The 24,354-nt window shown below is 56.3% G+C and carries 25 protein-coding genes; 8 read left to right on the forward strand and 17 right to left on the reverse strand.

Annotated features, from left to right (window positions below):
- Positions 1 to 6 precede the first annotated feature (6 nt).
- The 3 genes from VGE55_RS09590 to VGE55_RS09600 all read left to right on the forward strand — a co-directional run bounded on the left by VGE55_RS09590 (position 7) and on the right by VGE55_RS09600 (position 4,604).
- Positions 7 to 774 carry an inositol monophosphatase family protein gene (locus tag VGE55_RS09590; protein ID WP_331131466.1) on the forward strand — a complete coding sequence of 256 codons (768 nt, stop codon included), beginning with the start codon at positions 7 to 9 and terminating at the stop codon, positions 772 to 774.
- A 99-nt stretch (positions 775 to 873) separates the two neighbouring features.
- Positions 874 to 3,483, forward strand: coding sequence for a DNA mismatch repair protein MutS (gene mutS, locus VGE55_RS09595; protein WP_331131655.1), 2,610 nt, complete (start codon positions 874 to 876; stop codon positions 3,481 to 3,483).
- Positions 3,480 to 4,604, forward strand: a complete 1,125-nt coding sequence (locus VGE55_RS09600; protein WP_331131467.1) for a metallophosphoesterase — start codon at positions 3,480 to 3,482, stop codon at positions 4,602 to 4,604. Before mutS ends, VGE55_RS09600 begins: the two co-directional genes overlap by 4 nt.
- Positions 4,605 to 4,610: 6 nt before the next feature.
- Here VGE55_RS09600 and VGE55_RS09605 read toward each other — a convergent pair whose 3' ends face one another.
- Positions 4,611 to 5,159 (reverse strand): peptidylprolyl isomerase, encoded by a 549-nt coding sequence (locus VGE55_RS09605; protein ID WP_331131468.1) that lies wholly within the window; start codon positions 5,157 to 5,159, stop codon positions 4,611 to 4,613.
- Positions 5,160 to 5,282: 123 nt separating this feature from the next.
- Between VGE55_RS09605 and VGE55_RS09610 the strand changes: the two genes are divergently transcribed.
- Complete coding sequence (locus tag VGE55_RS09610; RefSeq protein ID WP_331131469.1) at positions 5,283 to 6,434, forward strand: cupin domain-containing protein; 1,152 nt, start codon at positions 5,283 to 5,285, stop codon at positions 6,432 to 6,434.
- Positions 6,435 to 6,674: 240 nt separating this feature from the next.
- Positions 6,675 to 6,893, forward strand: coding sequence for a hypothetical protein (locus tag VGE55_RS09615; RefSeq protein ID WP_331131470.1), 219 nt, complete (start codon positions 6,675 to 6,677; stop codon positions 6,891 to 6,893).
- A 70-nt stretch (positions 6,894 to 6,963) separates the two neighbouring features.
- Here the strand turns inward: VGE55_RS09615 and VGE55_RS09620 are convergent, their stop codons facing one another.
- Genes VGE55_RS09620 through VGE55_RS09660 form a run of 9 tightly spaced genes read right to left on the reverse strand, consistent with a single transcriptional unit; the run spans position 6,964 to position 14,785 of the window.
- Positions 6,964 to 7,800, reverse strand: coding sequence for an MBL fold metallo-hydrolase (locus VGE55_RS09620; protein ID WP_331131471.1), 837 nt, complete (start codon positions 7,798 to 7,800; stop codon positions 6,964 to 6,966).
- Between the two features lie 24 nt (positions 7,801 to 7,824).
- The gene (bamC, locus tag VGE55_RS09625; RefSeq protein ID WP_331131472.1) at positions 7,825 to 8,991 is read right to left on the reverse strand and encodes an outer membrane protein assembly factor BamC; all 1,167 of its coding nucleotides are present in this window, start codon (positions 8,989 to 8,991) and stop codon (positions 7,825 to 7,827) included.
- Positions 8,992 to 9,016: 25 nt separating this feature from the next.
- Positions 9,017 to 9,895 (reverse strand): 4-hydroxy-tetrahydrodipicolinate synthase, encoded by an 879-nt coding sequence (gene dapA / locus VGE55_RS09630; protein ID WP_331131473.1) that lies wholly within the window; start codon positions 9,893 to 9,895, stop codon positions 9,017 to 9,019.
- Positions 9,896 to 9,904: 9 nt separating this feature from the next.
- Positions 9,905 to 10,477 carry a class I SAM-dependent methyltransferase gene (locus VGE55_RS09635; protein WP_331131474.1) on the reverse strand — a complete coding sequence of 191 codons (573 nt, stop codon included), beginning with the start codon at positions 10,475 to 10,477 and terminating at the stop codon, positions 9,905 to 9,907.
- A gap of 26 nt (positions 10,478 to 10,503) precedes the next feature.
- Positions 10,504 to 11,706 (reverse strand): tryptophan--tRNA ligase, encoded by a 1,203-nt coding sequence (locus VGE55_RS09640; RefSeq protein ID WP_331131475.1) that lies wholly within the window; start codon positions 11,704 to 11,706, stop codon positions 10,504 to 10,506.
- Positions 11,707 to 11,709: 3 nt separating this feature from the next.
- The gene (locus VGE55_RS09645; protein ID WP_331131476.1) at positions 11,710 to 12,366 is read right to left on the reverse strand and encodes a site-2 protease family protein; all 657 of its coding nucleotides are present in this window, start codon (positions 12,364 to 12,366) and stop codon (positions 11,710 to 11,712) included.
- A 2-nt stretch (positions 12,367 to 12,368) separates the two neighbouring features.
- Entirely contained in the window at positions 12,369 to 13,025 is a 657-nt protein-coding gene (locus tag VGE55_RS09650; protein WP_331131477.1) for an L-threonylcarbamoyladenylate synthase, read from the reverse strand.
- 15 nt (positions 13,026 to 13,040) lie between these two features.
- The gene (locus tag VGE55_RS09655) at positions 13,041 to 13,964 is read right to left on the reverse strand and encodes a 3',5'-nucleoside bisphosphate phosphatase (protein ID WP_331131478.1); all 924 of its coding nucleotides are present in this window, start codon (positions 13,962 to 13,964) and stop codon (positions 13,041 to 13,043) included.
- 17 nt (positions 13,965 to 13,981) lie between these two features.
- Entirely contained in the window at positions 13,982 to 14,785 is an 804-nt protein-coding gene (locus tag VGE55_RS09660; protein ID WP_331131479.1) for a ferritin-like domain-containing protein, read from the reverse strand.
- Between the two features lie 68 nt (positions 14,786 to 14,853).
- Between VGE55_RS09660 and VGE55_RS09665 the strand changes: the two genes are divergently transcribed.
- Together VGE55_RS09665 and VGE55_RS09670 are read left to right on the forward strand one after the other, a co-directional pair.
- Positions 14,854 to 15,378: a gamma carbonic anhydrase family protein gene (locus VGE55_RS09665; RefSeq protein ID WP_331131480.1), complete on the forward strand. Its 525-nt coding sequence runs from the start codon at positions 14,854 to 14,856 to the stop codon at positions 15,376 to 15,378.
- 6 nt (positions 15,379 to 15,384) lie between these two features.
- A complete protein-coding gene (locus VGE55_RS09670; protein ID WP_331131481.1) occupies positions 15,385 to 16,302 on the forward strand; it encodes an Hsp33 family molecular chaperone HslO in 918 nt (305 codons plus the stop codon).
- 18 nt (positions 16,303 to 16,320) lie between these two features.
- On the opposite strand, the gene ftsB is transcribed toward VGE55_RS09670, so the two are convergent.
- The 6 genes from ftsB to VGE55_RS09700 form a co-directional block, all read right to left on the reverse strand.
- Positions 16,321 to 16,689, reverse strand: coding sequence for a cell division protein FtsB (gene ftsB / locus VGE55_RS09675; protein WP_331131482.1), 369 nt, complete (start codon positions 16,687 to 16,689; stop codon positions 16,321 to 16,323).
- 42 nt (positions 16,690 to 16,731) lie between these two features.
- Positions 16,732 to 18,015, reverse strand: a complete 1,284-nt coding sequence (gene eno, locus VGE55_RS09680; RefSeq protein WP_331131483.1) for a phosphopyruvate hydratase — start codon at positions 18,013 to 18,015, stop codon at positions 16,732 to 16,734.
- A gap of 29 nt (positions 18,016 to 18,044) precedes the next feature.
- Positions 18,045 to 18,905: a 3-deoxy-8-phosphooctulonate synthase gene (gene kdsA, locus VGE55_RS09685; protein WP_331131484.1), complete on the reverse strand. Its 861-nt coding sequence runs from the start codon at positions 18,903 to 18,905 to the stop codon at positions 18,045 to 18,047.
- Positions 18,906 to 18,958: 53 nt separating this feature from the next.
- Complete coding sequence (locus VGE55_RS09690; RefSeq protein ID WP_331131485.1) at positions 18,959 to 20,605, reverse strand: CTP synthase; 1,647 nt, start codon at positions 20,603 to 20,605, stop codon at positions 18,959 to 18,961.
- Between the two features lie 94 nt (positions 20,606 to 20,699).
- Positions 20,700 to 21,344: a 3-oxoacid CoA-transferase subunit B gene (locus tag VGE55_RS09695; protein WP_331131486.1), complete on the reverse strand. Its 645-nt coding sequence runs from the start codon at positions 21,342 to 21,344 to the stop codon at positions 20,700 to 20,702.
- Between the two features lie 10 nt (positions 21,345 to 21,354).
- The gene (locus VGE55_RS09700) at positions 21,355 to 22,059 is read right to left on the reverse strand and encodes a CoA transferase subunit A (protein WP_331131487.1); all 705 of its coding nucleotides are present in this window, start codon (positions 22,057 to 22,059) and stop codon (positions 21,355 to 21,357) included.
- Positions 22,060 to 22,302: 243 nt separating this feature from the next.
- Here VGE55_RS09700 and VGE55_RS09705 point away from each other — a divergent pair, with 243 nt between their 5' ends.
- Positions 22,303 to 23,955, forward strand: coding sequence for an electron transfer flavoprotein-ubiquinone oxidoreductase (locus VGE55_RS09705; protein WP_331131488.1), 1,653 nt, complete (start codon positions 22,303 to 22,305; stop codon positions 23,953 to 23,955).
- 75 nt (positions 23,956 to 24,030) lie between these two features.
- Here the strand turns inward: VGE55_RS09705 and VGE55_RS09710 are convergent, their stop codons facing one another.
- Entirely contained in the window at positions 24,031 to 24,333 is a 303-nt protein-coding gene (locus VGE55_RS09710) for a DUF2818 family protein (RefSeq protein WP_331131489.1), read from the reverse strand.
- Positions 24,334 to 24,354: the final 21 nt, after the last annotated feature.

The following is a 24,354-nucleotide window of genomic DNA, read 5'->3' on the forward strand; positions in this document are numbered from 1 at the left end:
TAGGCCATGCACCCGATGTTGAACGTGGCGGTTAAAGCCGCTCGCGCCGCTGGAAAAATCATCAACCGGGCGGAACTCGATCTGGACCAGATCAAGGTCGGCGTCAAAGGCCCCAACGACTTTGTGACCGAAACGGACCAGGCTGCCGAGGCGGCCATCATTGACGTCCTGAAACAAGCCTTTCCTGACCATGCCATTCTAGCCGAGGAAAGTGGCGCATCCGGCACTTCCGACCACGAGTGGATCATTGACCCCATCGACGGCACAGCCAACTTCATTCACGGCTACCCGCACTATGCCATCGCCATCGCTTTGCGCGTGCAGGGCGTTGTGCAACAGGCGGTGGTCTACAACCCGGCCACCAACGACCTGTTCACCGCCTCCAAAGGGGAAGGTGCTTTCCTCAACAACCGTCGCATTCGTGTGTCCAAGCGCAGCAAACCCAACGAGTTTCTGGTCGGCTTTGCGTTCCCCAGTGGGGTGAGCGAAGGCTCGCAGGACGTGAAGAAAAAAATGCTGGCATTGACGGAAAGCACAGCGGGCATTCGCAAGTCGGGCTCTGCAGTACTCGACCTCGCCTACGTGGCCTGTGGACGCCTGGATGGTTACTTGTGCTTCGGGCTAAAACCCTGGGACCTGGCCACTGGCGTGTTGTTGGTGTCCGAAGCGGGTGGCCTCATCACCGATCCGCAAGGCAATTGCGACTACATGGACAGCGGCAATGCGGTGGCCGGCAACCCCAAAGCGCTCCAGTACCTGTTGAGTTTCAAGTAAGCAGTTCGCCTGCGAGGCATCCGCAACGTGACTGAACGCACTGTGAACAACAGCGAAAGCGCCCTGAACACCCCATCGGCCTTTGAAAACCACACGCCGATGATGCAGCAGTACCTCACGCTGAAGGCCAGCTACCCTGACAAACTGTTATTTTACCGCATGGGCGACTTCTACGAGTTGTTTTTTGAAGACGCCCAAACCGCAGCCCAATTGCTTCAAATCACCCTGACCCACCGTGGTCAGTCGGCTGGGCAGCCCATTCCCATGGCCGGTGTGCCATTTCATGCTGCCGACCAATACCTGGCCAAGTTGGTGGCGCTGGGGCATTCAGTGGCCATTTGCGAGCAAGTGGGCACGCCGGGCCAAACCAAAGGCCCCATGGAGCGGCGCGTGGCCCGCGTGGTCACACCGGGCACACTCACCGAAAGCACCCTGCTGCCCGACCAGGAAAACAAAACCCTGTTGGCCCTGTATTCTGAAGACGGGCACCAATGGGGTGTGGTCTGCATGGCCTTGTCTGCGGGCAGCATTCGCCTGCTGGAATGCGATCAAGCGGGTTTGAATGCCCACATCAGCCGATTCAATGCCGCCGAAATTTTGGTGAACAACCGAAATTTGGCCACGCAGGCAGGCATTCAACGCCCCATTGAACGGCCTGCCTGGCACTTCGACGCCGGCTTTGCCCAAAACCACCTCAAAAGCGTGCTGCAAGCCGCCAACCTGGACAGCCTGGAGCTCGACAAAGCCCAATTGGCCATTCCCGCCATGGGCGCCGCACTGCAGTACGCGAAGGAAACCCACCTGAATGTGGACACCTTCAAACACCTGTCAGACATCCAGGTGGAACACGGCAGTGATTTCCTGGTGTTAGACGACGCAGCACGGCGCAACCTGGAGTTGACCGAAACCCTGCGTGGCGACCCAGCTCCCACCCTGTTTTCCCGGCTCAACAAAACCGGCAGTGCCATGGGGGCACGGCGGCTTCGGCAGTGGGTGCTGGAACCCTTGCGCAGCCTGCAAGCGATTGAACAACGGCAAACCAGCATTGAACGCCTGCAAACGCTGCGCAGCGACAGCGCCGAACCAGTGTGCATGGAACTCACCCGGCAGTTGCGCCGCCTGTGCGACATGGAACGCATCAGCAGCCGAATTGCCTTGCAAAGTGCCAAACCGCGCGACCTGCTGGCGCTGCGGGACAGCCTGGCCCTGTTGCCGGTTATCCACCAGTTGCTGACATCGCTGGATGCGCAGCACCAACACTGCGAGCACCTCGACAACAGGCCAGCCGTGTTTGAAAACACCTGCAGCGCCCTGCAATTTCCACCCGCTTTGCTGGCCGAGCTTCAAGCCGCCTTGGACGACAACCCACCCGCCCTCATCCGCGATGGCGGCGTGATTGCGGCTGGTTACCACGCCGAGCTGGACGAACTCCGGGACATTCAAACCGGCAGTGGCCAGTTCCTGATCGAGCTGGAGCGACAAGAGCGAGAGGCCACCGGCATTGCCAACCTCAAGGTGGAATTCAACCGCGTCCACGGCTTTTACATCGAGGTGTCCACTGCGCAAGCCGACAAAGTGCCCGCGCACTACACACGTCGGCAAACCATGAAAAATGCTGAGCGCTACATCACCGCCGAGCTGAAAGCGTTTGAGGAAAAGGCGCTGTCAGCGAAGGACCGCGCGCTGAGCCTTGAGAAAGTCATTTATGACCAGTTGCTGGCCTGGTTGGACCCGTTCACACCCAGCCTGCAGCGCTGTGCAAGGGCATTGTCCGAGCTGGATGCCCTGTGTGCCCTGGCCACCGTTGCATTTGACGCGGGCTGGTCACGTCCGCACATGGTCAACCACCCCGTGCTGGACATTCAACGCGGTCGCCACCCGGTCATTGAGCAACAGGTGGAAGTGTTTACACCCAATGATTGCCAATTGCACCCGGGCAAATCCATGGCGCTCATCACAGGCCCCAACATGGGCGGTAAAAGCACCTACATGCGCCAAACCGCCTTGATTGCGCTACTGGCCCACATGGGTTCATTCGTGCCGGCCGACCATGCGCAGATCGGCATTCTGGACCGGATATTCACCCGCATCGGTGCCTCCGACGACCTGGCCGGTGGCCGCTCAACTTTCATGGTGGAAATGACCGAGGCCGCCACCATTGTCCGCCAAGCCACTGCGCAAAGTTTGGTGATCATGGATGAAATCGGGCGTGGCACCTCAACCTTCGATGGTCTATCGCTGGCGTGGGAAATTGCGCGACGATTGGCACAACACAACCGATGCCTCACCCTGTTTGCCACACACTATTTCGAAATCACACAACTGGCCACCGAGCAGGACGGCGTTTTCAACTTGCACCTGTCAGCCACCGAACACCAGGGCAAGCTCGTGTTTTTACACCGGGTCGAAGCTGGGCCTGCCAGCCAGAGTTACGGTCTTCAAGTGGCCAAACTGGCAGGGCTGCCCGCGTTGTTGGTGAAAAACGCGCAAAAGCGACTTGAAAAACTGGAGGCTGCCCAGCACACCGACCATGCACAGGTGGGTCTGTTTGATACGCCGCCCCCTGCCCAGCCGAACACACCAGCCTTGCCCGAAGAAATCGGGCTGATTCTGGAGAAACTGGCCGAAGTGGACCCGGACGACTTGTCACCGCGCGATGCACTGCAACTTTTGTTTCACCTCAAAGGTCTACAACAGCAATTGATTTGACCTCACCCACCATCAACATGCGCCATTTGCTCAATGTTCGACACACCATTGCCTTGTTGGGCTGTTTGCTCTGGGCTGTTGGCCCAGTGTTGGCCCAGGGCAAAACAAGCAATGATGGTGAGGCTCAATCGGTGAGCCCAGCCAAAGTACTGCTGGAGAAGGCCAGTGAACAGATTCAGCGATTGTTGAATCCACCCTTTTCGTTTGCACTGATTGGCGACCAACCCTACAACCCATCCCAAGAAAAAGCGCTGGATGCCATTCTGAAAGAGTTGGACAGTCGCAGCGACATTGAATGGATTCTGCATGTGGGCGACATCAAAGGTGGCAGTGAGCTGTGCACCGATGGCTTGATCAAGCACCGTCTGAATCAATTGAAAAAGACGCAAAAGGCGCTGGTGCTGGTGCCTGGCGACAATGAATGGACCGATTGCCACCGCGACAGCAATGGCAGTTTCGACCCCCAAGAGCGGCTCACCTTTCTGAGAAAACAGGTTTACACCAAACCGCTAACCTTGGGCAAAGCGGCATTCAAGGTGCGCCAGCAAACGGCCCTGGGCTTTCCAGAGCATTTCATGTGGCAACAAGGCACCACCTTGTTTGTCACACTGAACATTCCTGGCAGCAACAACGACCTGGTCAACCCCAGCTCACGTGGGCTGCGCGATGAAGAGGTGCAGAGGCTGTTCAACATCCGCCAACAAGCCGTGGATGCCTGGCTTGCCGAAGCAGAACAATTATTTAAAAAAGACGATGCGCCCACCGAAACCGTGATTGCCTTTCAAGGCGACCCACTGGATGGGTCGGGCACGCCATTCAGCATGGACAGAATGTTGGTGCGACCAGACGGTTATGAGCCGCTCATGAAACGATTGGTGCAGTTTGCGGCCAACACACATCGCCCGGTGTTGATCGCGCATGGTGACACGCACCGGTACCGGTGGGATCAACCCGATTTAAGCAAGTATGGTGCAACACCTGAAGTGAATGCCCTCATCTACCGGGTGGAGGGCTGGGGCCATCCGTTCACCAACCAGTGGGTGAAAGTGACGGTGACCCCTGGCAAATCAAAACCATTCCTGGCAGAAAGCATCCTGATGCACGCGGACAACCCCAACTGACCTCCATCAATTCAGTTTGTGTGCATCGGGATTGGGGGCCACCGAGAACAGCGACTGTGCTGCGGCGCCGTTGGCCTTTTCCTCTTCATTTGCAGGCCGAATGTCGGTCACCTTCAGGTGGTAGCGCAAGGCCATGCCCGCCAGCGGGTGGTTGCCATCCAACACCACCTTGCCATCGGCAATGTCGGTGACTGTCCACACCCGCCCAAACCCGGTGTTTTCTTCACTGGCCAGTTCGTCGGGTGACATCTCGTCGTCCACCGGCATTTCTTCCAATTGCATGCCGATGCTCAATTCTTCCGGAAAATTCTCGATGGACTCAATCCGCATCAAGTCAGGGTCAAAATCACCAAAGGCGTCCTCGGGCTCCAGTTGAATGAACACCTCCTCGCCGACCACCTTGCCCTCCAGCGCCTCTTGAAGCTTGGGAAACACCTCGTGCTCCCCGCCCTGCAGGTAAACAATGGGCTCGCCACCATGGGGTTGAATGACTTCACCCTGCGCATCGCGCAACTCAAAATCCACGGTGACCACCATGCCCTGTTCTACATTCATTGCCAAAACTCCGAAAATTAAAGCGCGCACGCACAGCGCCGCTGTCAAGGTGGCCTATGATACGCCTTAATTCCACACCCGGATCGCCCTGTGCCATCGGGTCAACTGCGATTGAACCAGACCATGAACCCTGCCCTCACCCATTTGTCCGGACTGCCCGTCGAAACCTTCATGAACGAAGACTGGCATGTTCGCCCTCGTTTATTCCGGGCTGCATTTCCCGACTTCGAGCCGCTGTGCGACCTGGACACCATCGCCGAGATGGCCTCGGACGAAGACATTGAAAGCCGACTGATTCAACAAAAGGGCAAAGACTGGACGCTGCAACAAGGGCCTTTCGAAAAATTGCCCTCCCTGAAAACCAAGGGCTGGACGGTGTTGATTCAAGGCATTGACCAGGTGCTGCCCGAGGCTTATGAATTGCTGCACCAGTTCCGCTTCATTCCCGACGCACGCCTGGACGACGTGATGTTGAGCCTGGCCAGCGACCAAGGTGGCGTGGGCCCCCACTACGACTCCTACGATGTGTTTTTGCTTCAAATGCACGGCACTCGCCGCTGGAAAATTGGCCCGTTGAAAGAAGCACGGCTTCGAACCGATACACCGCTGAAGATTCTCGAGGGCTTCGAACCGACCGAAGAATATGTACTGGAACCCGGTGACATGCTGTATCTGCCCCCCAATTATGGGCATGAAGGCATTGCCGAAGGTGTTTGCAGTACGCTGAGCGTTGGCTTTCGTGCCCCCACGCATGCCGAGGTATTGGCCGGCTTGCTGCGCGACTTTGCCGATGCTGTTGAACAAAACACTGCATTAAAAACCCAACTGTTTTCAGACCCACGACGTGGCCTGTGCCAAACACCCGCAGAGCTTCCCACCGACTTGATTCAATTTGGTCAACGATTGATGGCTGAATTCAGGCCGGACGCCAGTCAGATTCAGAAAAGCCTGGGTTGTTTGCTGACCGAACCCAAACCACATGTGTATTTTGCACACAACACTGAAGACATGTCTCCTTCAGAAATTTTGGACGTTCTGAAGGCCCGTGGAATCGCTTTGTCGATGAAAACCAAAATGTTGTTCAGCGACGGGCTGTGCTTCATCAACGGAGAGGCGATCGCACCAAAAACACCATCCTGCATGAAGTTGCTGCAAGTGCTGGCAAATGAACATGAAATGGACGCCAATGCGGCAAATTCAGCACTTCAAGACAAAGAATTTCAATATTTTTTAATTGGATTTGCAAAAGCAGGTTGGGTAGAAACCCTAAATTAAGTGAATTCATTTAAAATTCGGAACGACTGTGCAAAGTCAATAGAGTTTAGTCTCGAAAATTTGGTCGGAAGAATGACTTGAATTTAACGGGCTATTCGATAGAATTTGCAAAGTTTTCCCGGTCGAGTGCTTGAACACCCGATAGGAAACTGGGTGATTCTGGGTTCTCTTGGGAGCCTATTTACTCAATAAACGGCGCCTTAAACAAGCGTCCATTTCGTGACCCCAAAAGGAATAAACATGAAAAACTCGATTCTGATCGCTTCCCTGTTCGCTGTTGCTCTGGCCGCTTGCGGCAAGAAAGAAGAAGCCGCTCCTGCAGCTCCTGCTGCTGAGCAAGCTGCTCCTGCTGCCGCTCCTGCCGCTCCTGCTGCTGAGCCAGCACCTGCTGCTGCCGCTCCTGCTGCTGAGCAAGCTCCTGCTGCTCCTGCTGCCGCTCCTGCAGAAGAGAAGAAGTAATTCTTCAGTTCTCAGCAGAGAACACAAAAACCCCGAGGTTTACCTCGGGGTTTTTTTATGCCTGAAGCCATCACACCGTTTCAGTGAAATTGGAGTTTGAATTGGAACTTAATTCGACCCAGTGCAGACCATCGTCCTGCGCCGCAATGCTGAACGGAATCCCACGCGGTTTTAGAACCGCTTCCCAAAGGCTTTGCACCACGGTTGGGCAATTGGTTGTTTTGCTCAAATGCGCCGCGACCACACGCTGCAATCGCCCCGAATTAAGCTGACTGAGGATGTCACAGGCCACTTGGTTGCTTAAATGGCCGTAATCGCCGCCCACACGCCTTTTGAGGCTTTCTGGGTAGGGGGATGTGGCCAAGCGGTCGGGACAGTGGTTGGACTCCAAAATCAACGCATGCGCGCGGTCCAACATGCGGACCAAATGCGGCGTGGAACTGCCACAATCCGTCAAAATTCCGACGGTAAAACCAGCTTCCGATTCAATCAACAACTGAACGGGTTCAGCCGCATCATGCGGCACTGGAAACGGGTGCAGTGAAAGTGAGCCGACTTTGAAGGGTGTGTGGCTGTCGATGAGCCTGACACGTCCTGTGTCGAGATACTCTGGCACGGTGAGCTTGGAGCGCAACGCGGCACGCCACGTGCCGTGGGTCAGAAAGACCGGTGTTCCAAACTTTCGGCTGAATTTGAACACGCCGCCAATGTGATCATCATGCTCGTGAGTGACCACAATGCCGTCGATCGACTCAGGCTCCAAATCGATCCGTCCCAATCGGGCAACGGTTTCTTTGACCGCAAAGCCACAGTCCACCATCAGGCGGACTGGGCGCTCACCCTGACGACATTCAAACAGCCAGCTATTGCCTTCACTGCCACTGCCCAAACTGCAAAATCGAATCATGGTCAATGCGTGAACAAGCGCCGCTTATTGACGCAACTTGGCAGCCAAGCGGTTGGAGGCCTCTTCAGACAGTTTGGGATCGATCGACGTGCCACGCTCGGACGTGAATTTCACAGACGTGGACTTGTCCGTTTGAGTGGCCACCACCACCTGGAAGCGCTGGTCTGCTTTCAGGTTTTTGGTGCCTGAATCGCTTCCACCGAACAACTTGCCGAAAAATCCGCTGTCTTTCTTCTCAGCCGAGGCGGAGTCAGGGGTGTACTTGACGTAATACACACCGTTGGCGCGGTCGCGGTCCTCGACAATAAAGCCTGCGCGATCCAAACCAAACCCAACCCGGCGCCATGCCGATGGGAAGTTCTCGGCCAATACAATGGCGGCGCCGTTGGCGTCTTTCTGAACGGTGATGAGTTGCTGACCAACCGCACGTCCGGCATCCTTGGCGGCCTGCTCATCGCCAGTCAGTTTGGCCATCAGGCGGTTCATCATTTCCGCTTCCAGCTCCGGGTCTTCGGGACGGTTCATCCACTGGAGGGTGGTTTGGCTTTTGTCGGTGTAGTTTTCTTCCATGCCACGGTGCGTGATGAATACCTCCACACCGGTTTCAGTGGGCTCAACCCGGGTGCGATAGCGATCCCGCTGATTGCTGGAATACATGCCGTCAAACACACGACCAATGACCTTGCGAATACCATCCATGGGAATGTTGGCTCTGTTCTCGGCCCAGTTGGTCTCCATCAGGCCGATTTTTGGGTCATCGGTGGACAACTCAAAACCATTTTCCTTCCAGAACTCACGCAGCTTGGGCCACAACTGCTCGGGCGGCATTTTCACTTCCAGGGAACGCACGTTGCCGGTCTTTTTGATTTTGACGTCTGAGGTCGAGATCAGCACGGGTTCAGACTTGGCAACCCGTCCGCCGGCCACCACACCACCATTGGCCCGATTGTTGTAATACGACGATGCAGACACCGCGCCGCTGGCCGACTCACCGGGAATCAAAAACTGTTCGTCGGCAGACTGGGCGGTCAAATCAGGCGGGACATCCAGACCAGATTCCCGTTTTTCGGCTGTTTTGTACGCCACTTTTTGGCCTTCCACCATGTTTGTATAGGTGGAGCAGCCAGCCAACGCAGCCATCGCGGCCACCAATACCAATTGTTTCAATGGTCGGTTCACAATCAATTCCATGTCAGAAGCAGCCTTCAGTCAATCTTCAGTCAATCAGTCGATGCGCGCGCAAGGCGGCATCCACTGCAGCGTGATAATTCGATTCCAGTCGAGTCAGAGGCAAGCGTATTCCGGGCGCCATCTTGCCCATCTTGGCCAAAGCGTATTTGACGGGGATTGGGTTGGCTTGGCAGAACATCGCTTTGTGCAGGTCCAACAACGACAAATTCAGCGCGTGCGCCTTTTTCGCGTCACCTGCCATGGCGGCTGCACACAGTTCGTGCATAACGCGCGGGGCCACGTTGGCCGTCACCGAAATGTTGCCTTTGCCACCCATCAACATCAAGTTGACGGCAGTGGGGTCATCGCCACTGTACACTGCAAAATTCTCGCTGCAATCTCGAACAAGCCAGGCACCACGTTCCAGGTTGCCAGTGGCCTCTTTGATGCCCACAATGCCGGGCACCTGGCTTAGGCGCACCACGGTTTCGTGGGACAAGTCGGCCACAGTACGGCCAGGCACGTTGTACAGCACCACCGGCAAATCGACCGATTCGGCCACCTTGCGGAAATGCTGGTACATGCCCTCTTGGGTCGGCTTGTTGTAATACGGAACCACCTGCAAACTGGCGGCTGCACCCACTTTTCGGGCGTATTCGGTCAGCTCGATGGCCTCGGTGGTGGAATTGCCGCCGGTCCCCGCGATGATCGGGATTCGCCCCGCAGCCTGCTCAACCGCCACGCGAATCAACTCACCGTGCTCTTCCACGTCCACGGTGGGCGACTCGCCGGTGGTGCCAACAGCCACGATGGAGTCGGTGCCTTCCTGAATATGCCAGTCGATGAGTTTCCGGTAGCTGTCATAGTCCAGCGAGCCGTCTTCAAACATCGGCGAAACAATCGCAACAATGCTGCCTGTGATCATTGAATCCCTTCAAGTGAATGTATGCGTTTCAGATTGTATCCCAGACCACGGACCCGTGATGGCGACCAGCCGTTGAATCATGGCTGGACCGGGTTCAGTTCGCAGTCCCTGTTCAAAACGCATGATGTGCGCAGACGATAGACGCTGCAACAGCTCGCCAGGTTCCAAGAGAAAATCCGGGTTCTTGGGCGAACCGAAGCGCGCATTGCCCTGCATGAATGTTTCGTAAACCAATACGCCGCCGTCAGGCTTCAAACTGGCCAACAGCGCATCAAAATGCGGTCGGTACAAGTAATTGGTCACCACCACCAAATCGTAATCGGCTTTGGGCAAGGGCCAGGTGGGCTGCTCCAGGTCGAGTTGTTCAAACTGAACCTGTGAAGGCCAAGCCGACGTGTCGGGCATTTGGCGATCCACCGCGTGCACCTCAAACCCTTGCTGGGCAAGGTACACCGCATGACGCCCGCCACCGCAGGCCAAGTCGAGCGCCTTGAGGCCCCGACAGGGCCGGTGGGCGCCCCACACGGCCTGCACTGCAGACACCACCCAAGCAGACGGTGCGTTCATTCCCAAATGGTTCATGGCAAGTCGAGGCGCTAATCTGTCAATCAGGTGTAACTCAGTCCCATGGACTGGCGTACATCCCGCATGGTTTCCTGGGCAATTTGGCGGGCTCGCTCGCAACCGTCGGCAATGATGTTCTTCACCAAGGTGGGGTCTTCGCTGTACATGGCTGCCCGCTCGCGCATGGGAGCCAGTTCACGGGTCACGGCGTCAATCACGGGCTCCTTGCATTCCAGGCAGCCAATGCCGGCCGATTTGCAGCCCTGTTGCACCCAGGCTTTTTGCTTCTCGTCGGAGTAGACCTCATGCAGTTGCCACACCGGGCACTTTTCAGGGTCACCTGGGTCGGTGCGACGCACCCGCTGGGGGTCGGTGGGCATTTTTCGAATTTTCAGGCTGATGTTTTCCGGCGTCTCGCGCAGCGACAAGGTGTTTTGATAGCTCTTGGACATTTTCTGACCATCCAGCCCGGGCATTTTCGAGGCTTCGGTCAACATGGCACGTGGCTCGGTCAAAATCAGTTTGCGGGCACCTTCCAGGTAGCCAAACAGCCGCTCGCGGTCTGCAACGCTCAGGTTTTGGGTTTCACCCAGCATGGCCCGGGCCTGTTCCAACGCAGCCTCTTCGCCCTGCTCCTGAAACCGGTTGCGCAAATCCAGCACCAGCTTCATGCGCTTGTTGCCCAACTTTTTGGCGGCTTCCAGCGCTTTGGCTTCAAAGCCGGGCTCACGACCGTACAAGTGGTTGAAGCGCCGTGCAATTTCACGTGTCAACTCGATGTGCGGTACCTGGTCTTCACCCACAGGCACCTGGGTGGCGCGGTAAATCAAAATATCTGCGGACTGCAGCAGCGGATAACCCAGAAAACCATAAGTGGCCAAGTCTTTCTCAGACAGCTTTTCCTGCTGGTCCTTGTAGGTGGGTACACGCTCCAGCCAGCCCAGCGGGGTGGACATGGACAGCAACAAGTGCAACTCCGCATGCTCAGGCACCTTGCTCTGGATGAACAACGTGGCTTGTGAAGGGTCTACACCCCCAGCCAGCCAGTCAATCACCATGTCCCACACATTGGCCTCGATGATTTCGGGGGTTTCGTAGTGGGTGGTCAGTGCATGCCAGTCGGCCACGAAAAACAGACAGGGAAACTCGTTTTGCAGTTTCACCCAGTTTTTCAACACACCGTGGTAATGGCCCAGGTGAAGCAAGCCGGTTGGGCGCATGCCCGACAGTACGCGTTCAGCAAACATGGTTTAAAGATTCAACAAAAAAGAAAGGACACCCACACCCGCGTGAACCACCGGCTGAATAAACACCGGCAGGACGTTGAGCATCAGGAGTGCGATGAGGATGATCATGCCATACGGCTCGGTACGGCTGAAACTGTAGGCTGCAGAACTGGGCAGGAAGCTGAACAGGATGCGACCACCATCCAGCGGCAAGATGGGCAGCAGGTTAAGCGCCGCCAACACCAGGTTGACCATGATGCCTGCTCGGGCCATTTCCACAAAAAAAGGCTCGGGCATGTTGAGCACCACCAAGCCTTTCAAGAGTAAAGCCCACAGCAAGGCCATCACAAAATTGGCACCGGGACCTGCAAAAGCCACGTAGCGAATGTCGCGCTTGGGGTTTTTCAATTTGCCAAAATTGACAGGCACCGGCTTGGCCCAGCCAAACAGCATGGGCCCAGCCCCCATCAGGCTGGAAGTGATCAGGATTAAAATCGGCAACGCCACGGTGCCCATGGGGTCGATGTGTTTCAAGGGGTTCAGGGTAATTCGCCCTGCCCACAAGGCTGTGTTGTCACCGTACATGCGGGCCACGTAGCCATGCGCCGCCTCGTGCAGCGTGATGGCAAACAACACCGGCAATGCATACACCGCAATGGTTTGAATGATGGAACCGTCCATGTTTACAAGGCCTCTTGTTCGTCAATCTGGATGGGCTCCAGCGGGCCTGTCAGTGGCCCTGCCCCCTGGCGCACCACCACAGGCTCATCGCTGGTCCAGTCAATCACGGTGGTGGGCAACGCACCGCAGTACTCGCCATCATCCACAATCAGATCAAGGTCGTGCCCCATCGCCTCTTCCACTTCCCAACCACTGCGACAGGGTTCTTCCATGCCGGGCAGTTGTGCTGTGGTCGCAATCAGTGGCCCGTTGGTGTGCTCGAGCAAGGCCTGGACCACCGCGTGATTGGGCACCCGCAAGCCGATGGACTTTTTGGAGGGGTGAGACACCCGTTTGGGCACCTCTTTGGTGGCTTCCAGTATGAAGGTGTAGGGCCCAGGGTAGATGGACTTCAACAAACGGTATTGAACGTTGTTCACCTTGGCATAACTGCCCAGGTCGCTCAAGTCCTTGCACAACAAGGCCAGGTGCTGCTTTTCAGAAATGCCTTTCAGCCGTCGCAAACGCTCAACCGCATTTTTGTCATCCAGTTGGCACACCAGCGCATAACAACTGTCCGTGGGAATGGCAGCAATGGCACCGCCGTTGATGAGGTCAGCCGCCTGTTTGCAAGTGCGGGGTTGTGGGTTGTCGGGGTGAACGTTGAAAAACTGCGCCAAAAGAACCACACCTTGTCATGAAACCAGATGCGCCCAATTATCCCAGATTGGTACGCAGCCATCGGGCAGGGGCGGCAATTCGCCCAGATTTACGCGCGACTCGGTGGGCCCGTGAAAATCCGATCCGCGAGAGGCCTTGAGTCCGCATCGCACGGATTTGGCCGCAAAGTATTTGTATTCATCCACCGTGTGGCTGCCAGTGACCACCTCGATGCCTGTGCCACCCAGCCCGATGAATTGCTCAATCAAGACATCCATTTGCAAGGGGCTAAGCCGGTAGCGGCCCGGGTGTGCAATCACCGCCTGTCCATTGGACTCCAGAATCCATCGAACGGCATCGGATAGTGTGGCCCATTCATGGGGGACATAGCCGGGCTTGCCGGGGGTCAGAAAGCGCTCAAAGACCTCCCGCACCTCAGTGCAGACACCGGTTTCCACCAAATGGCGGGCAAAGTGGGTTCGACTGATCAGTGCCGGGTTGCCCACATACTTCAACGCACCTTCATAGGCCCCTTCAATACCGACCTTTGCGAGCAAGCGACTCATTTCACGGGCGCGCTCGGTGCGACCATCCCGCACACTGGTCAAGCCGTGCTCGAGAGCAGACCCTTCAAACTCCACGTTCAACCCCACAATGTGCAGGGTTTCACCGGCCCAGGTAACGGACACCTCGACACCGGGGATGAACACCAAACCATGGGCCTGTGCCGCAGCTTTGGCCCGCGCCAAGCCACCCACCTCATCATGGTCGGTCAGCGACCACAGTTGTACGCCATTGGCCGCGGCCCGCGCTGCCAATTCCTCCGGGGTCAGTGTGCCGTCCGACACCACCGAGTGGCAATGCAAATCGGCATTGATGCGATGCGGGTCAGCCCAGGCAGATCGCTGCAGGGTTTGGGTGGCTACTTCAAGCGGGGTTGATGCAATGGCTTCGTTCATGGCTTGATCTTACACCCTCAATGCTGAGCCAGTTCAATTTGGTGCAACCAGGCCAATTCCAATTCGCTAAACCCTGCATCCCGGCGGGCTGGGTAATTGAACGGCGACCGCGGAATCGGGGCACCGTATTGGGCCAGCAGTTGTTCAAAGGCCGCCACGGGCTCAACGCCCTGAAGTTGACACTGCGCGTTGAACCATCGGTTACCGATGGCCACATGACCAATTTCATCCTGGAGAATGATGTTTAGCACTTCGGCGCTGTCTGTGTCGCCCACCGATATCAGCTTGTCCCGAATCGCGGGCGACACATCCAGCCCCCGTGCTTCCAGCAAGCGGGGCACCAGGGCCAGTCGGGCCATCAAACTGTCTGAAGTCTTCTCCGCCATTTGCCACAAACCATCGTGGGCCGGGTAATCGCCATAGGCCACGCCATAATCGGCCATGCGTTTGCATAACAGGGTGTGGTGGTAGGCCTCCTCGCGGGCCACCTGCAACCAGTCACGATAAAACTCGGCAGGCTGACCGGCAAACCGCACCATGATGTCCAAAGCCAGGTTAATGGCATTGAATTCAATGTGGGCCAAGGCATGCAACAACATGCCACGCCCGGTTACATCCCCCACACCCCGGGTGGGCACCTGCCGGGGGTGTACCAGCGCTGGTTTTGCAGGTCGCCCCACTTGGGGCACCAGCACAGCATGCGTATCGACGGGCCAATCCTGCCGCAGTGCCTGGACGGCACTCACTTTGTCCAGCGGGTTGACGCAGGACAGTGCCCTGGCAGCTTGGGCGCGAATTTCAGGCAATGCATCGGGGTTCATGGCAATTGGGCGGCAACATCTCTCGTGGTATTTTAGTTCATCCCCTCAACATTCGCAGGTCTGTACGCATGGCAAAATATTCAGTGGATGGCGTTGCACCCATCGTTCACCCCAGCGCCTATGTGGCCGAGATGTCCAGCCTCATCGGCAAAGTTCAACTGGATGAAAACACCTCGGTGTGGGACTTTGCTGCACTTCGTGGTGACAACGAGCTGATTCACATTCAGGCAGGCAGCAACGTGCAAGAAGGCGCTGTGTTACACACCGACATCGGTTTCCCATTGAACGTGGGCAAACTGGTCACCGTAGGGCACCAAGCCTGTCTGCATGGGTGCACCGTGGGAGACGGCAGCCTGATTGGCATTCGTGCGGTGGTGCTCAACGGCGCAAAAATTGGAAAACACTGTATCATCGGCGCCGGCGCACTGATCACCGAGGGCAAGGAAATCCCGGATCGCTCACTGGTGGTGGGTTCGCCTGGAAAAATTGTTCGCACCTTGAGCGACGACGATGTAGCCCGCCTGATTGGCGCGCAGTTTTACATTGAAAAAGCCAAAGTCTTTAAAAACACCCTGGAACGTCTCCCTGACTGACACGTCATGACCGATACCCTTCGTACCCTTGTATTTGAAACCGCCAGTGCCCGGGCTCAATTGGTGAGCCTGAACGACAGCTGGACAGCCATTGCAGCAAACCACCACTACCCATCCGCAGTGCTGGAAATGTTGGGGCAACTGGTGGCCGCCAGTGCGGTGCTGTCTGCATCACTCAAATTTGAAGGGTCACTGATTTTACAAATTCAGGGCGATGGACCGGTGAAACTGGTGGTGGCCGAGTGCAATAGCCGTTTGGGCCTACGGGCCACCGTTAAAATTGCGGAGGGAACCGAGATCGACCGCAAGGCCACCTTTGCAGACTTGGTCAACCAGCAGGGGAAAGGCATCTGCGTGATTGTGCTGGACCCTCGCAACCGCTTGCCAGGCCAGTCGCCTTACCAAGGTGTGGTGCCGTTGGTGGGCAGCAGCGTGTCCGATGCACTGGAAGCGTACATGCACAGCTCTGAACAACTGGAAACCCGCTTGGTGCTGAATGCCGACGCCCAAAGAGCCAGCGGTTTGATGCTGCAGCAAATGCCAACCACCGGCGGGAAGTCTGTGGAAGCCCAGTTCGACCCGGATGGTTGGCCTCGTTTGGTCGCCCTGGCCAACACCCTACAGGCCGATGAACATTTGTCCACGGCCGTGGATGACCTGGCAACCCGCCTGTTCTGGGAAGAAAACCCTGCCGTGCTGGCAGACCGGCACCCGCACTTTGAATGTAGCTGCTCGGCAGAAAAAGTGCAGTCCATGTTGGTCACACTGGGCGAAGCTGAGGTGAGGGATGCTTTGACAGAAAACCCGACACTGGAAGTGCAATGCGACTTCTGCGGCAAGAACTACAGCTTTGATCAGGCTGCCTGCCTAGCGCTGTTCAAGAACGACGAAAGCGGCGACGAGAACAAACCAACACTGCATTAAGGACGGTCAATCGACCAGTCAGTCGTCCAAGGGTGGGCTGTCGGGTTTGTTGCCCTTGGGCGCTTGTTTGGCACCCGGAATGCTGGGCACTGAGGTGGTTACGCCGGGCTTCGGGTCAATGAGCTGAATAAATGTTTCACCCGGCTTGACCATGCCAAAGTCGTTGCGGGCCCGCTCTTCCACCGCTTCAACACCATCGCGCAAGCTGCGCACATCCCCCTCCAACTGCTGATTGCGCAAACGCAATGTCTCATTGACCTTGCGTTGCTGCGCCAGCTGCTGCTCCAGTTCATGGACACGCATCAGCCCCCCTTTACCGAACCACAAGGGGTACTGCAACAGGGCCAGCAAAGCCAGCAGGGTGAACGAAATAAATCGACGATTCATGCAAAGAGGCCCTGCTTTCGCAGGGCCCGGTCAAACTGGGATTTAGTCCAGATTGTAGAAGGCGGCGCGGCCGGGGTAGTAAGCGATGTCGCCGAGGTCTTCTTCAATGCGCAGCAACTGGTTGTACTTGGCGATGCGGTCCGAACGGCTCATGGAGCCAGTTTTGATTTGCATGGCATTGGTACCCACAGCAATGTCGGCAATGGTGCTGTCTTCAGTCTCGCCGGAGCGGTGAGAAATCACTGCAGTGTACCGTGCACGCTTGGCCATTTCGATGGCAGCAAAGGTTTCAGTCAGGGTACCAATCTGGTTGATCTTGATCAGAATGGAGTTGGCAATTTTCTTCTCGATGCCTTCTGACAAAATCTTGGTGTTGGTCACAAACAAATCGTCGCCTACCAATTGCACCTTGCGGCCCAGGGTTTTGGACAGGTAAGCCCAACCATCCCAATCGTTTTCAGCCATGGCGTCTTCGATGGAAATGATGGGGTACTTGTTGCACCAGCCTTCGAGCATGTGGGCAAACTCCTGGCTGCTCAGGGTCATGCCTTCGCCATGCAGGTGGTATTTGCCATCTTTGAAAAACTCGGAGGCGGCACAGTCCAGGCCTAGCGCAATTTGAGTGCCGGGTTCAAAACCAGCCTGCTCAATGGCCTGCAAAATCAGTTGAATGGCTGCCTCGTGGTTGGCCACAGAAGGCGCGAAACCACCCTCGTCACCCACCGCAGTGGACATGCCCTTGTCGTGAATGATTTTCTTCAGCGCATGGAACACTTCCGCACCGTAGCGAATGGCTTCACGGAACGAAGGCGCGCCCACCGGCAGAATCATGAACTCTTGAAGGTCCAGGTTGTTATTGGCGTGCGCACCGCCGTTGATCACGTTCATCATGGGAACGGGCAGGCTCATGCCGCCCATGCCGCCAAAGTAGCGGTACAGGGGCAAACCTGTTTCTTCAGCAGCCGCACGGGCCACCGCCATGGACACAGCCAGCGTGGCGTTGGCGCCCAAACGGCTTTTGTTCTCGGTGCCGTCCAGGTCGATCAGGTTTTGGTCCAGGAACACTTGTTCCTGAGCATCCAGGCCCAGAATGGCTTCGGAAATTTCGGTGTTGATGTTTTCAACCGCCTTCAATACGCCTTTGCCCAAGTAGCGAGACTTGTCACCATCGCGCAGTTCAACGGCTTCACGGGTACCGGTGGAAGCACCCGACGGCACAGCCGCACGGCCCATGGCACCGCTTTCCAGCAGCACGTCACATTCCACAGTGGGATTGCCGCGTGAATCAATCACTTCGCGACCAATCACATCAACGATTGCACTCATAATTTCCTCTCGGATGGTTCAGATTCTGTTCAGGATTTCATCAAATCTTGTTCAGCCAGGGGCTGGGCTTTCACCAGTCGGTCCAGTGCCTGCAAGGTTTGCAGCAGCGCTTTCATGCGCGGCAATGGCCAGGCGTTCGGTCCGTCGGACATGGCTTTGGCAGGGTCCGGGTGGGTTTCCATAAACAAACCCGCCACACCCACAGCCACTGCGGCACGGGCCAGCACGGGCACAAACTCACGCTGACCGCCGGAAGCGGTGCCCTGCCCGCCTGGCAACTGCACACTGTGCGTGGCGTCGAACACCACTGGGCAACCGGTGTTGCGCATGATGGCCAAGCTACGCATGTCGGAAACCAGGTTGTTGTAACCGAAGCTCACGCCCCGCTCGCACACCATGATGTTGTTGCCATCATCGCCACTGGCAATGCTGGCTGCTCGGGCCTTTTCAACGACGTTCACCATGTCGCCAGGCGCCAAAAACTGGCCTTTCTTGATGTTCACGGGGCGCTTCACTGACGCCACGGCCTCAATGAAATCCGTTTGGCGGCACAGAAATGCCGGGGTCTGCAGTACGTCCACCACCTCAGCGACAGGCCTAATTTCTTCTATCGCGTGTACATCGGTCAGCACAGGCACGTTCAGTGTTTTCTTGACGTGTTGCAGAATGGCCAGGCCTTTGTCCATGCCCAAGCCCCGGAAACTTTTTCCTGAGCTGCGGTTGGCTTTGTCGTAGGAGCTTTTGTAAATGAACGGGACTCCCAGGCTGGAACAGATTTCCTGGAGCTGGCCCGCAGTGTCCATGGCCATTTGCTCGCTTTCAATCACGCAAGGCCCGGCAATCAGGAAAAACGGTTGGTCCAACCCGACTTCAAAATTGCACAGCTTCATCTTGGATTCTCCAGCAGTGTGTTGATTGGGGTTTTTATTGTTCTCTGCCTACTTTACATGCCCTTGGACTGCTTGTGCGCCAGCGCTGCCTTCACGTACGCCATGAACAGCGGATGGCTGTCACGCGGTGTACTGGTGAACTCGGGGTGAAACTGAACCCCGATAAACCAGGGGTGGTCGGGCAGCTCCATGATCTCCGGCAGGTTCTCTGTCGGCGTTCTGGCGGAGATGCGCAACCCCGCTGATTCCAGCTGTGGCACATAGTTATTATTCACTTCGTAACGGTGGCGGTGGCGCTCATTCACCTCGGGACCGTAAATGGACTCGGCCAAGGTACCCGGTGTAATGGGGCAGCGCTGTGAGCCCAGGCGCATGGTGCCGCCCAGGTCGGAGGTTTCTGTGCGGGTTTCAACCTTGCCGCTTTTGTCCATCCACTCGGTGATCAAAGCCACCACGGGCGTTTCGGCCTGTTGATCAAACTCGGTGGAGTTGGCCTTGGGCAAACCAGCCACATGGCGTGCAAATTCAATCACCGCCAACTGCATGCCCAAGCAAATGCCCAGGTAAGGTACTTTGTTTTCGCGCGCAAACTGAATGGCGGCAATTTTGCCCTCGGTGCCCCGCTTGCCAAAGCCACCGGGAACCAGCACGGCATCCAGCTTTTTCAAACCATCGGTGCCTTTGGACTCGATGTCTTCGGAATCGATGTAGTTGATGTTGACGCGGGTGCGGGTGTGAAGGCCTGCGTGATTCAGTGCTTCGATCAGCGACTTGTACGACTCGGTCAGGTCCACATACTTGCCCACCATGCCGATGTTGATGCTTTGCGTCGGGTTTTCCTGCGCATACACAATGTCGGCCCATTTGGACAGGTCGGCTGGCTTGGCATCAATGCCCAGCTTTTCGAGCACAATCTGGTCCAGCTTCTGGGCTTCCAGCATGGCTGGAATTTTGTAAATGGTGTCGGCGTCCCACACGGAAATCACGGCTTCCAGAGGCACGTTCGAGAACATGGAAATCTTGGCGCGTTCGTCGTCGGGAATTGGACGGTCGGCACGGCACAACAAAGCGTCTGGGAAAATACCGATTTCCCGCAATTTTTGAACACTGTGCTGGGTGGGCTTGGTTTTCAGTTCGCCAGCCGAGGCAATAAACGGCACCAGCGTCAAATGCACAAAGCAGGCGCTGTTGCGGCCCAAACGCAGGCTCATCTGGCGGGCAGCTTCCAGAAAGGGCAAGGACTCAATGTCGCCCACCGTGCCGCCAATTTCCACAATGGCCACATCGGTATGACCATCCCAGGCGGCTTTTGCACCGCGTTCGACAAAAGCTTGAATTTCGTTGGTGATGTGCGGAATAACCTGCACAGTTTTGCCGAGGTACTCGCCTCGACGCTCTTTGCGCAGCACCGATTCGTAAATCTGACCGGTGGTGAAGTTGTTGGCCTTCTTCATCTTCGCCGAGATGAAGCGCTCGTAGTGACCCAAATCCAAGTCGGTTTCAGCACCGTCTTCGGTCACAAACACTTCGCCATGTTGGAAGGGGCTCATGGTGCCCGGGTCCACGTTGATGTAGGGATCCAGCTTCAACATGGTGACCTTCAGGCCACGGCTTTCGAGGATGGCGGCAAGTGATGCGGCTGCAATGCCTTTGCCAAGTGACGAGACAACCCCGCCAGTGACGAATACGTATTTGGTCATGGTTCAAAGCGGCGCTCGGCCAGCCACACGGCAACCGGAGCACAGTTGGAAAGCGCGATTATAACCTGAGCGCGCTTTGTTCCATGTTGACCAATCAACCAAACTTCAGTTCACAGCCGGTTTTTTCTTGAAGTTCCTCTCGAGTCACGCCGGGCGCCATCTCCAGCACCTTCAGACCATCCGTTGTCACATCCATCACAGCCAGGTCGGAAATGATGCGGTTGACAACCCGCTTGCCGGTCAATGGCAAATTGCATTCCTTCAGGATTTTCAAGTCTGTGGAGCCGTCTTTTTTGCGGGCCAAATGTTCCATCAACACAATCACGCGCGACACGCCAGCCACCAGGTCCATGGCGCCGCCCATGCCCTTCACCAGCTTGCCCGGAATCATCCAGTTGGCCAAATCACCCTGCTCGCTCACTTGCATGGCCCCCAAAATGGCCAAATTGATGTGCCCGCCGCGAATCATGGCAAATGACTCGGAACTTGAAAAAAACGCGGAGCCTGGCAAGGTTGTGACAGTCTGCTTGCCCGCGTTGATGAGGTCTGCATCCACCTGGTCATCGGTTGGAAACGGGCCAATGCCCAACAAACCGTTTTCACTCTGCAGCATCACATTCATGCCTGCTGGAATGTGGTTGCTCACCAGGGTGGGCAAGCCAATGCCCAGGTTCACATAAAAGCCGTCCTGCAGTTCGCGGGCCGCCAATGCGGCCATTTCGTCGTGATTCCATCCCATCGTCTTCCCCTTAAGCTGTTGTGCCCGACACGGTGCGTTTTTCGATGCGTTTTTCAGGGTGCGCATTCAGCACCAAACGCTGCACATAAATGCCCGGGGTGTGGATGAAATTGGGGTCCAGTGCGCCCACGTCCACCACCTCCTCCACTTCAGCCACCGTGAATTTGGAGGCTGCGGCGCATTCCGGATTGAAGTTGCGGGCGGTCAAGCGGTAAATCAGGTTGCCGGATGTGTCGGCTTTCCAAGCCTTCACCAAGGAAATGTCCGCGGTCAGGCTGTGCTCAAGCACATAGTGTTCACCATTGATCACGCGTGTTTCCTTGCCTTCGGCGATCACGGTTCCAAAACCAGTTTTGGTGAAAAAAGCCGGAATACCAGCCCCACCCGCCCGCAGTTTTTCAGCCAGGGTGCCCTGTGGCGTGAATTCCAGCTCAAGCTCACCAGCCAGGTACTGGCGCTCAAATTCTTTGTTCTCGCCCACATAGGAAGAGATCATTTTGCGGACCTGCCGCGTTTCCAGCAGCTTGCCCAGGCCAAAGCCGTCCACGCCCGCATTGTTCGAAATCACGGTCAAGTCCTTGGCACCAGACTCACGAACAGCGTCAATCAACGCTTCCGGAATACCACACAGACCAAAGCCGCCCACGGCCAGTGTCATGCCGTCCTTGATTTTGTCGGCCAACGCCAAGGTGGCGCTACCCACCAGTTTATTCATCCCCATCTCAATGTCCTTCTGATTTGAAATTGTCATTTTTAGCCGAAAGTCTACCGCGTATGATTATACAAAAATGATGCTGCAACGCATCAAACTTTCTTGCCGACACTAGAGACGGTTATCAACCCTTTTGAGTGAGATTCCTCTATCCTTACGGCTTGAAATCCAATTGATATCGGGGTTTCCGCGTTTTCTGACGCAGAACTGTCAACCCTGAAAAACGACTTGAAGGAGACGCTCGTTATGTCGGCTGTTGAACGAGACATGATGGAATACGATGTGGTGGTGGTTGGAGGCGGCCCTGCCGGCCTGTCCACGGCCATTCGCCTGAAGCAGATCGCTGCCGAAAAAGGGCAGGAGATCAACGTGTGTGTGCTGGAAAAAGGCTCCGAAGTGGGCGCACACATCCTGTCGGGCGCTGTGATGGACCCACGAGCCATCACTGAGCTCTTCCCGGACTGGAAAGAACGCGGAGCCCCCTTGAACACCGCAGTGACCGAGGATCAGTTTCTGTTCCTGACGGAAAAATCGGCCAAGAAGGTTCCCAACGCCCTGCTCCCCGAGTGCTTCCAGAACCATGGCAACTATGTCATCAGCTTGGCCAACGTGGTGCGTTGGCTGGGTGAACAGGCGGAAGCCTTGGGCGTGGAAGTGTTCCCAGGCTTTGCCGGCGCTGAAGTGTTATACGACGAGAAAGGCGCTGTTAAAGGCGTTCAAACCGGTGACATGGGCATTGGCAAAGATGGCCAACCCACCCACGCCTACCAGCCTGGGATGGAACTGCACGCCAAGTACACCGTGTTTGCTGAAGGCGTGCGCGGACACTTGGGCAAACGCGTGATCGAAAAATTCAACCTGAACGAAGGCCGCGACCCGCAGGTGTACGGCATTGGTTTGAAAGAACTGTGGGAAATTGATCCAGCCCTGCACAAGCCGGGCTTGGTGATTCACTCCGGTGGCTGGCCGCTGGACGCCAACACCTATGGCGGTTCATTTCTGTACCACTTGGAAAACAACCAGGTGGCGGTGGGATTTGTCGTTGGTCTGGCCTACGAAAACCCTTATCTCTCGCCGTTTGAAGAATTTCAGCGCTACAAAACACACCCTGCCATCCGCAAATATTTTGAAGGCGGAAAACGCCTGGCCTATGGCGCCCGCGCCATTGCTGCTGGCGGCCTGATGAGCCTGCCCAAACTGGTGTTCCCTGGTGGTGCACTGGTGGGTTGTGACGCTGGCTTCCTGAATGCTTCCCGCATCAAGGGCAGCCACGCAGCCATCAAGAGCGGCATGCTGTGCGCAGAGGCCATTGCCGACGCCCTGGCCAACGACCGCGCAGCCGACGAACTGGACGCCTACCCCAAGGCCTTCCACGATTCTTGGCTGTTCGACGAACTGTACCGTGCCCGCAACTTCAAACAGTGGATGAGCAAAGGCCTGTACACCGGCACCATGATGGTGGGCATTGAGCAGAAGCTGTTCAAGGGCAAGGTGCCCTGGACACTTCACCACAAACATGCAGACCATGAATGCCTGCGGCCTGCGGCGGAATTTGAACCCATCAACTATCCAAAACCGGATGGCAAGATCACGTTTGACCGACTGAGCTCGGTGTTTATTTCAAACACCAACCACGAGGAAAACCAGCCAGCCCACCTGACCTTGAAAGATGCGGGTGTGCCTGTGGCAGTGAACTTGAGCAAGTATGCAGGCCCCGAGCAGCGCTACTGTCCAGCCGGTGTGTATGAATACGTGAAAAAAGAAGACGGTGCAGACCAGTTGCAGATCAATGCACAGAACTGCGTGCATTGCAAAACCTGTGACATCAAAGACCCCACACAGAACATTGTGTGGATTACGCCCGAAGGTGGCGGCGGTCCCAATTACCCCAATATGTAAGCTCACTTTGTGAGCCTGCAACAAAAAAGCCCCGGTGGAAACACCGGGGCTTTTTTGTGTCGTTAACAGACAAATTCAGCGTTCGGTACCCCGCCACAGAAAGCGGTAGACAAAACCTGGAAAACCCAACACCAAAAACAAACAAGCGGTGAGCGCATAAAACTCCCAACGCTGCGGTGTGATCTGGCTCACGGTCGCCTCGATACCAAACCCGATCAGGCCCACCAGAAGATAACCCGCCAGCACTTCAACAACCCGCGTCCAACCCGACTTGTGCTGAAGTTTGACAAGTCCCATCAGCCGATTGCTCACGAACGGCAGGTTGGCCATCAAGATGGCCAAACCGAACAACAACCAATGCCCTACTGTTTGAGACACGCTGGTGGGGGTCCTGTGAAA

Source organism: Limnobacter sp. (assembly GCF_036405155.1).
Lineage (GTDB): Bacteria > Pseudomonadota > Gammaproteobacteria > Burkholderiales > Burkholderiaceae_B > Limnobacter.